Genomic DNA, 2,296 nt, shown 5'->3' with positions numbered 1-2,296 from the left:
CCGGGCCAATCGGGCGCCGCGCGCAGCTGGGCGCTGGCAGGCGATGCGGCGCACAACGTGCATCCGCTGGCCGGCCAGGGCCTGAACCTGGGGCTGGGCGATGCGCAGGCGCTGGCCCGCGTGCTGAACGGGCGCGACTATTGGCGCGGCGTGGGCGACCTGCGGCTGCTGCGCCAGTACGAGCGCGAACGCAAGGCGGCCCTGCTGCCGATGGGCTGGACGATGGACGGGCTGCAGCAGCTTTTCTCGCGCAGCGAGGGGCCTTTGATGGCGCTGCGCAACTGGGGCATGAAGGGCTTCGAGCGCAGCGGCCCGCTCAAGGATTGGGTGACGCGCCAGGCCATGGGCCTGCGCTGACGGGATGGACCGAAGGGCCGCAAGGCGGGCCGCTGGCGAGCGCCGCGGCGCATTGATGAACAACGAGTTGAAGAACGAAAGAATCGCATGAAACTGATCTCCTCCCTGCTGGCCGGCGCCGCGCTCACCCTGTCCCTCGGCGCGTTCGCCCAGGAAACGGTCATCCGCAAGGCCTTGTCCGACCGCATTCCGCAGCTGGAGAAGATCGACGAGGTGCGCAGCACGCCCATGCAGGGCCTGTACGAGGTGCGCATCGGCACCGACCTGTTCTACACCGATGCCAAGGGCAACTACCTGATCCAGGGCGAGCTGATCGACACCAAGGCCCGGCGCAACCTGACCGAAGACCGCATCAACAAGCTCACCGCGGTGGACTTCGACGCGCTGCCGTTCAAGGATGCCTTCACCATCGTGCGCGGCAACGGCAAGCGCAAGATCGCGGTGTTCGAGGACCCCAACTGCGGCTACTGCAAGCGCTTCGAGAAGGACCTGCAGAACGTGGACAACGTCACCGTGTACATGTTCCTGTATCCCATCCTGAGCCCCGATTCGGCCGAGAAGTCCCGCAACATCTGGTGCGCCAAGGACCGCGTGGTGGCCTGGCAGGACCAGATGGTGCGCGACAAGCCGGCACCCGCCGCCAGCTGCGACACCGCGGCCGTGCAGCGCAACCTGGCCTTCGGCAAGAAGCACAAGATCACCGGCACGCCGACGATCATCTTCGCCGACGGCTCCCGCGTGCCGGGCGCGATCAACGCGCAGGAAGTCGAAAAGCGCATGGCCGACGCCGGCGGCTCCGGCAATTGAGCCCCGGCGTGCGCGGCGGCTGCCGCGGCGCACGCTCCTGACCGCCGGGCGGCGCGGACCACTCCCTGCGCCGGCCCGGGCCTTCCCCGACCTTCAGCGCCGCACGCACCATGTCCGCCCTTCGCCACGCCCACCCCGCCGTCCACTACCGCGTCGAGCCCGCGCAACTGCACGCCCACCTGTTCAGCGTGACGCTGACGGTGGCCAAGCCCGCGGCCCGGCAGGCGCTGTCGCTGCCCGTCTGGATTCCCGGCAGCTACCTGGTGCGCGAATTCGCCAAGAACCTGCAGAACCTGCGCGCGCAGCAGGACGGCAAGGACGTGCCCCTCGCCCAGATGGACAAGTGCCGCTGGGAGGTGCAGTGCCGCAACGACCACCCGCTGGTGCTGACGTACGAAGTCTGCGCCTACGACACCTCGGTGCGAACCGCCTTTCTGGATGCCACGCGCGGCTTCTTCAACGGCACCAGCCTGTGCCTGCGCGTGCACGGCCAGGAGGCGGCGCGACACGACCTGGAAATCGTGAGCACGCCCGCCGTGGCGCGCTGGTCCGTCGCCACCGGGCTCGCCGCCGAGAAGACCACGCGCGCCGGCTTCGGCACCTACCGCGCCGAGCACTACGACGAACTGGTGGACTGCCCCGTGGAAATGGGCCCGTTCTGGAGCATCCGCTTCACGGCCTGCGGCGTGCCGCACCGGCTGGTGATCGCAGGCGCCGCGCCTTCATTCGACGGCAACCGCATCGTGGCCGACGTGCGCCGCATCTGCGAGGCCGGCATCCGCTTCTGGCACGGCAGCGGCAAGCCGCCCTACCAGAACTACCTGTTCCTGCTGAACGTGGTGGACGACGGCTACGGGGGCCTGGAGCACCGCAACTCCACCGCGCTGATCTGCGGGCGGCGCGACCTGCCGCGCATCGGCCAGGCACGCGCGCCCGAGGGCTACAACACGCTGCTCGGGCTGGTGAGCCACGAGCACTTCCACACCTGGAACGTCAAGCGCCTGCGCCCGGCGGAGTTCGCTCAGTACGACTACACCCAGGAGAACTACACGCGACTGCTCTGGTTCTTCGAGGGCTTCACGAGCTACTACGACGACCTGCTGCTGCGCCGCGCGGCCTGATCGACAACGCC

2 protein-coding genes and 1 pseudogene are annotated in these 2,296 nt (G+C 68.9%); all 3 read left to right on the top strand.

The genetic code is table 11. The annotated features are described in order from the left end of the window. A partial coding sequence (locus tag AC27KI_RS22950; RefSeq protein ID WP_487116013.1) for an FAD-dependent monooxygenase occupies positions 1-357 on the top strand: 357 nt, incomplete at its 5' end. Positions 358-444: 87 nt separating this feature from the next. Beyond that, positions 445-1,164, top strand: a complete 720-nt coding sequence (locus AC27KI_RS22945) for a DsbC family protein (protein ID WP_284393166.1) — start codon at positions 445-447, stop codon at positions 1,162-1,164. A gap of 110 nt (positions 1,165-1,274) precedes the next feature. Further along, positions 1,275-2,279, top strand: a pseudogene (locus AC27KI_RS22940) (M61 family metallopeptidase); the annotation flags it as partial. Positions 2,280-2,296: the final 17 nt, after the last annotated feature.

Source organism: Acidovorax sp. KPB24-03, assembly GCF_057546605.1.
Note: the sequence above shows the minus strand (reverse complement) of the source record. Positions and strands in the feature narration are given on the sequence as shown.

Excerpts from the sequence above, each read along its gene's own strand:
- AC27KI_RS22945 (WP_284393166.1), top strand. The coding sequence starts at position 445 with ATGAAACTGATCTCCTCCCTGCTGGCCGGCGCCGCGCTCACCCTGTCC.